Below are 6962 nucleotides of genomic sequence, written 5' to 3' on the forward strand. Positions count from 1 at the left end.
TTGGGGTAACGCGAGGCCAAAAAATTAAGGGACTATTTTTATGACTACCTACTTTATAATTTCCATTCCTCCTGACTCCTGATTCCTTTCCCCTACTAAAAGACTTATTGAGCAAGCCCTAGTACCGCTACGCGGAAGTCAGAATTCAACCCACCCCTAACCCCTCCTGGGAGGGGAAGTCAAAAGTTTTGATTGGTAAGGCTTTGAGTATTTTGTCACTGGTAACATATTTCCGTCATCCTGCACTAGTTATATATATTGTTGTCTCCTTTTTTTGAAAATCTACCCCTTCTTCCTTCTTCCTTACTTCTACTGTGACATAAATTTACTTCTTATTTTTAATATAAAAGTCAACTTGTATTGCTGGACTTAACTCACCTAAATAAGTTAATAATCCATAGATAAAAAACACACATCCCATCATTTCCATGACTTCTTCTATAGTGGCTAACATTGCATAAACTAAATTCTGCTGACCATCAATTCCATCGTAGTAACTTCCCACCATTTCCATACCCAATGCACCACCAATATATATACTAATAGCAATTATGAAATATCGTTTTAACTGATTTGGTAAATACAGAATAAATTTCCAATATTTCCAGAGAAAAATAGCCACTAAAATTGTTCCGGGAATTACCCAAACAGAATGCCAGAAACTAGGAAGATTTAGGGCATCTGCTAAGTCATCAATAATCAAAATTTCATGGATACTAGCTATTTCATCAATTGCTAATATAAAAAAGATAATTGAGAGAGTTCGCCATTGTCGCCACCAACGGTCAGACTCTGATTTTTTGATAGAAAAAATGCCACGAATAATTAATCCACAAGATACTAACATTAAACCTGAATACCAAGTGGGAATATTCATTTCTCGGTCAAGGTTAAATATTCTTGTCCAGGGTTCGCGGTAATCAAAAACGTATTTACCTATCTGAATAGCAATGCTGCATATAGTTAAGAATATTATGCCAAAAGTTAAGTATTTAGCAACATTAAAAGGAGAAATTGTGATTTTAAATTTCATTTAATCAAACCTGAATTAGGAAAAAGTAATACTGTTTTACGGAAATCAAAAGTCATGGATCGAGTGCGTAATTCTGAGGTCTCCTACGGGGCGTATAAAGTGCGGAATTACTTCCGCACACAGCCCCTCCAGAATGTTAAGACGCACTCAAGACAGTCAAAAGTAATATTTTATAGCATTAAAACTTTTTCCTCCTTATACCTTTAAACTCTCTTCTCTTGCCTCCTGATTCTTACCTGGTTATTTAAAACTCTTTAACCGAACATGATACAAATGTTCAATAATCAATTCAATCTAATTTTAGATAGCACAAAAGCGCATAAATAAATACAGCAATTCCTAACATTTCAAAAAATTCTTCAATTGTTACCAATATTTCATAAACAAACATCTCACTATCATATAAATAAGCGTAATATCCATTAATCATTTCCATGCCAATTGCACCTCCAACATAAAATATTCCAGATAGAAAAAATAGATATTTTATTTTTGGAGGTAGAGCCTGAACAAATTTCCAATAAATCAATGTAACAGCAATAACCAATATTAATCCTGGAATTACCCACGTGTAATAAAATATTCCCGTGGCATTCAGCAGTTTTCTTAAAGGATGAATTAGCTGTTCGTGCAAGCTAATTGTTTCATCAAGTGCTAGATAGAAAAATATGACAGATAAGCCTATCCACTTGCGAGTATATTTATCTTGGTTTTGCAATTTTTTACGGGAAATTAACCCCAGAAGAACTGAGGAAAAAATTAAATTAAAAGAAGAAAATAATGAAGGAATAGTATATTCTCCATCTACGTTTATTTTATCAATTAGTTCTTGAGAATTATGCTGGGTATAATATTCAAAAAACTGTCCTATAATACTCGTAATACTCAAGCCAATAATAATAAATATGAAGAATCTAATAACCTGTTTTGGAGATAAATTAATCATCTGAAATAACAAAAAAATAATTTACTATATCATATCTAGAGCCTAGGCGATCGAAAAGTTTTTGTTTGTAGTATTGCTCTAGCCCTAGAAATATTTATCAAAATAATTGGGTCGCTCAAACCCGCCTTTTCAAGCGAAATGTTTTTGGATACTTGCTCAAATCCCCATTACAAAAACAACTTCTGTACCTTACAAATCTGACTGCTCCCCTTTCTAACTTCTGATTTCTGACTTCGTTAACTAGAGGGGTAGAGCAATACTACGAGGTTTAGTTATAACTGTTCATCCAGACATGATATAGCGTTTCTCAAATCGGTGAGATACAGTTTTATATCAAATCCGCTTAATTCGGTATAAAAAAATGTTCCATCTTCAGCTATTGCTAAATATGCACGCTTATTTCCCCATCTCCCCACACTCCCCACCCTCTTTATCTAATTACATCGATGCTACCGGATTTGATATTATATCCCCCCCTGCCCCCAGATCCCCCCTAACCCCCTTTTTAAGGGAGGGGGATCGTAAATGTACCTCATCTTTATGAGAAGTGCTATATAACATTTCATGGAAGTCAAAATTCAAAAGCTCAAAGTAAAATTTGATAAATTGAAAATTCTGACCAAAATTAACGACAATTATACAACCTATAACGATAACCATTAACTTTTGGTTGATAATCAGAATATTTTCGGCAATTAAAAGTTTCTAATTCATTTGCTTCTACCTTAAAATTAACTCCCCATAAATCAAGTGGTCGTGATGTTTCAGAGAGAAATTTAGCTAAAGTTGAATCAGGAGTTAATTTTTGATTTTGTTGTCTTTTAACTAATAAAAATTGAGGTTGAAAAAAATCCGAGATATTGGTTTTATATTTTTGACGTTTAAACTCTAGACCAAGTGCAATTAAAGCACGAATTTCTGCATGGGTTTGATAAGTTGTGGCAATTAAAGGTGCAGCTTTAGATTGTGTTTGAATCTCCTCAACCAGAAGGTCTGCACGCCGTGACCTTTGATAACCATAATTGTTAATTACGGTTAATCCACCGCATAAACCTATTAATAAAACTACAATTACAACTCTCTTGTTAATCTGTTTTAAATTAGAAACAATTAGACTTGTGGCAGAAGTAATAATCAAATCCTTTTTTGTTGCTCCTTCTTTTTTTATTTTACCTATTTCTTTGTCAGAAAAAATATTTTCTACCTCTGTCTGATTTTCATAATTATTCCAACATTTCGCCAAAATTGCAGCTAATAAAATAATGACAACAGGAAAATAAACAAAGTGATAGCGAGCAGCAAGAGATAAATCTCTACCCATACCGTAAATGATAACCAAAAATAAAGCGATCGCTCCTGCAAAAAAAGTGACAAAAACCTGAAAAGATAAACGGTTTTCCATATCATTCATCTGTGCTTTCCACCCTCGCCATACAGTAGGAGCAACCCAAATCAACATACCCAAAAGTATTACTCCAGATAAAATAGTCACAAACAAACTTGTTCCTTCAATGGGCAAAAGCCATACCATTGTTAATATCCAAGCTAACAAACGAGGAATAGGATGCCAAATTTCATCAAGATCGAAGCTAGTTGAAATCCAGTCAGTAAGTTGATTATTAGCAACACCTATCACTACAGGTAACCAAACCAAACAACCAATAAACGTTCCCAGAGCAACTAGATAAATTCGCCACCAATAACTTTGAAATCGGTTTTGTATATCTCTCAACCAAAAACTTCCAATAACTAATCCTTCCGTAGCTAACACCAAGATAAAAATATAATGGGTGGCAATTCCTAAACTATTGATAGTAACCCAAACACATCCGAGCCAAATTGGAAATATTCTGTGTTTTTTCAGATAGGGTACTATTGCGAGCAAACAAGTTATAGAAGCAATAATCCATACAATAGTCAGGGTGTGATGTCGAGATTCTTGAGCGAGGTAAATGCCATAAGGAGAAATAGCCATTAATGCTGCTGCTATATGACCTACTAATGGGGAAAACGCCAAACAACCCAAGCCAAAAATTGCCGGAATAGCAGCTACTCCGAAAATAGCACTGAGCGATCGCCCCACCCAGAGAGAAACTATTTCTCCATCAGTGCTAAATAAGTTAAACCACAAATGATTTATGACAAAATAGAGCGGAGGATGAGTATCCTCACTGAGTAACTGATGAATTACATCAGTGGGAGTAGAAGTGGACTCAAATTGCAAGGGTGAGAGCAATTGATCAAGAGTTATAACTCGATCTAAGGGTAGGTCAAAAAAGCTATGCCCTAAGCTATAGCCTAATGTAGCAATTTCAATTGATGAGGCAGATTTGTCAGCTAAATTTGTGCTGCGGAGTATAATGCCAATTGTCAGCCAGCATAATAATATTATTAGGTGAAACCATTGATTTTTCAGTAGTAGTTTAATGTTGTTTTTTTTCATCTAGATTGGTTAAATTTTCTTAAAAGTTAACTCGTAATAATTAATTTAGAGCTTACTAATATATTTAATTCTATTTGTCAAAATAATTAATAAAAATTTAATAGGTATTTATTGTAGAAATTATTTGTTTTTCTGGCCTGTTTGACTTATAAGTTTGTAGCAGTTTGGGAATTTTTTTTAGGCTGAATTTGTCGCCAATAGTATAGAGTATCAAAAGTCGAAGCCACGAGCGAATGCGTGGTGGTCAGTAAAAATTTGTTAGTAAACTCAACCATAGTACTATTAACTACCTTGGTAGTCTTGCTTGCGTAATAGTGAGAATATATATTTTTTTTCCCACACCTCTGATACCTCGTACAATTCCCACATCTGCCATACCATTACTATGCACACCTTTAGTGGTTTTTTGACAGCTCCATCATGGCCAAATATAGGACATTCCATGATAATTTAAACTTCCTAGGGAAGAATACTTACATGACCAAAGAAATAAGGTATCGAACCTCCTCTTGGCTGTGCCACGGGTGTTGCTATACAAAATGATAATTCCTATAGTTTTTTGATGCACAGACAACCTATAATTTTGGTAATTTAGAATCACATTGTTTTTGAGTCACTAATCAAGTTAACATGAACTTTCCTATAATTTTAGATATTGTCATTGGTTTAATCTTTATTTACCTTAGTTTCAGTTTACTAGCCAGTGAAATTCAAGGGATTATAACAATACTTTTGCAATGGCGAGCTACCCACTTAAAAAAATCAATTGAAGAGTTAATTGCTGGCGGACTCGATCTTGAGAACCAAAGTCCCCAATCAAATCCACAATTAGAAAAGACACAAAAGCTAACTCAGTCTTTATATCAAAATCAATTAATCAAAAATCTTAACTATAGTGGTAGCAAAGGTCCGTTAGAGAGAGGATTTAGGAAAATTGTTGCAAGTATTGGTAGTTTAATTCAAACTTTAACTGGAATTAAAAATATTTTTGGTACAGAAAAAACTGCTCCTTCTTATATTCCATCAAATACTTTTGCGGCTAGTTTGATGGATACTTTAAAAGTCGAAGAATCAATGAAAAAAATTAGTGAATATAAATTAGAAGATTTTCTGAATAAAACTTTGGTCAAGATCAAGAAAACTTTATATGGATTGAATCTAGAAGGCCCTCGAAGAAAGCAGATGATTACAAAGGAATATAAGAGTTTAGTACAAGAATTAAATCAAATTTATTACAACTATAAAAACAATTTAGCAAGTTTAAATTTGACCTTGGATCGAATATTAGATAGACTAAATTTATATACAAAAACAACTGTAAAATATTTGCCACCAATAGCCCATTCTGAATTTAGCACGAAAATGACTTTACTCAGACGAGTATTAGTAAATCCCCAGGAGAAACAAGTCTTGAGCGCTGATATGGAGCCAAGTTTTTCTAATTTGTTGAAGTTCTGGGGGAAGTTGGTAGAAATGGGAGAATCTGTAGAAACACAATTGGAAGGTAAAAAGGGAAAGATATATAAGACAATTAAGGAGATGGTTGATGTACTGCCTGGACCATTGCAAAAAAGTTTATATATTTTAGCGAAACAAGCGACTACAAAAATTTCAGAAACAGGTAGTACTTTTCATCAATTTCAGAAAGAAGTTGAGAATTGGTTTGATAATGGCATGGAAAGAGCTGGTGGTGTTTACAAACGTAATGCTAGAGGCGTGGCTTTTTTGATTGGTTTTACTATTGCTATAGCTGCTAATGTTGATACATTACATATAATTGATACTTTATCAAAAGATTCTTTACTGCGAGAAACTATTAGTAATTATTCTGAGGAGGTAGTCATGGAAGCTAATAATAACCCAAATGAAGAAGAACCAACGGTTAAAGCTAAGGTAGATAAAGCTTTAGCTGAGGTAGATGAAGCTTTAGATCAGTTACAACTGCCTATTGGTTGGGGTCAAAAGATAAAAGATAACACAAATTATTTCGCAGGATTGAAAAGATTATTGGGTTGGATAGTTAGTGGAATTGCAATATCTATGGGAGCTGATTTTTGGTTTAATTTATTGAGAAAGATTTTTGAGGTGAAAAAATAGGTTTATTTCATTAATTGATAATGAACAATGGATAATGGATAATTATTTTCGTTTCGCTGCACCACTTATATAGAATCGGGGTAATTATATCATGTCCGGTAGCATCGGTATTGTAAAAGGGTAAGAATTGAGAATTTAGAATTGAGAATTTAGAAATTTGCTTTGTCAGGCTTTATTGAAGGGTATTAACCCCGAAAAAACTTAAATTTCCTGTAGATATTCACCCTTTGGTTTACACGCTCCGATACCAGCGGACATGATATTAGTTATCGTATTGCTGAGGAGCCAGGAGCCAGGAGCCAGGAGTCAGGAAAAAGAAAGGATTTGAACTATTGAATTTTTAAATTCCTTTAATATTAAGAGCAAGTAATTTTGCGATGACTGTATAATATCAAATCCGCTAGTATTGGTGTAATTAGATAAAGAGTGTGGGGAGATGGGGA

Annotated in this window: 5 protein-coding genes; 1 reads left to right on the plus strand and 4 read right to left on the minus strand. The window is 33.8% G+C overall.

Translation table 11 applies throughout. The annotated features are described in order from the left end of the window. Positions 1–325: 325 nt before the first annotated feature. The 4 genes from ACP6PL_RS29550 to ACP6PL_RS29565 form a co-directional block, all read right to left on the minus strand. On the minus strand, positions 326–1033 hold the full coding sequence (locus ACP6PL_RS29550; protein ID WP_426548933.1) for a hypothetical protein: 708 nt from the start codon (positions 1031–1033) through the stop codon (positions 326–328). A 289-nt stretch (positions 1034–1322) separates the two neighbouring features. Further along, positions 1323–1979 (minus strand): hypothetical protein, encoded by a 657-nt coding sequence (locus tag ACP6PL_RS29555; RefSeq protein WP_426548934.1) that lies wholly within the window; start codon positions 1977–1979, stop codon positions 1323–1325. A gap of 625 nt (positions 1980–2604) precedes the next feature. Beyond that, positions 2605–4422: a glycosyltransferase family 39 protein gene (locus tag ACP6PL_RS29560; protein WP_426548935.1), complete on the minus strand. Its 1818-nt coding sequence runs from the start codon at positions 4420–4422 to the stop codon at positions 2605–2607. Positions 4423–4704: 282 nt separating this feature from the next. Next, entirely contained in the window at positions 4705–4866 is a 162-nt protein-coding gene (locus tag ACP6PL_RS29565; RefSeq protein WP_426548936.1) for a hypothetical protein, read from the minus strand. Between the two features lie 186 nt (positions 4867–5052). On the opposite strand from ACP6PL_RS29565, the gene ACP6PL_RS29570 reads away from it, so the two are divergent. Next, positions 5053–6519 (plus strand): hypothetical protein, encoded by a 1467-nt coding sequence (locus ACP6PL_RS29570; RefSeq protein WP_426548937.1) that lies wholly within the window; start codon positions 5053–5055, stop codon positions 6517–6519. The last annotated feature ends 443 nt before the right edge of the window (positions 6520–6962 follow it).

This window comes from Dapis purpurea BLCC-M126 (assembly GCF_050015975.1).
Classification (GTDB): Bacteria; Cyanobacteriota; Cyanobacteriia; order Cyanobacteriales; family Microcoleaceae; genus Trichodesmium.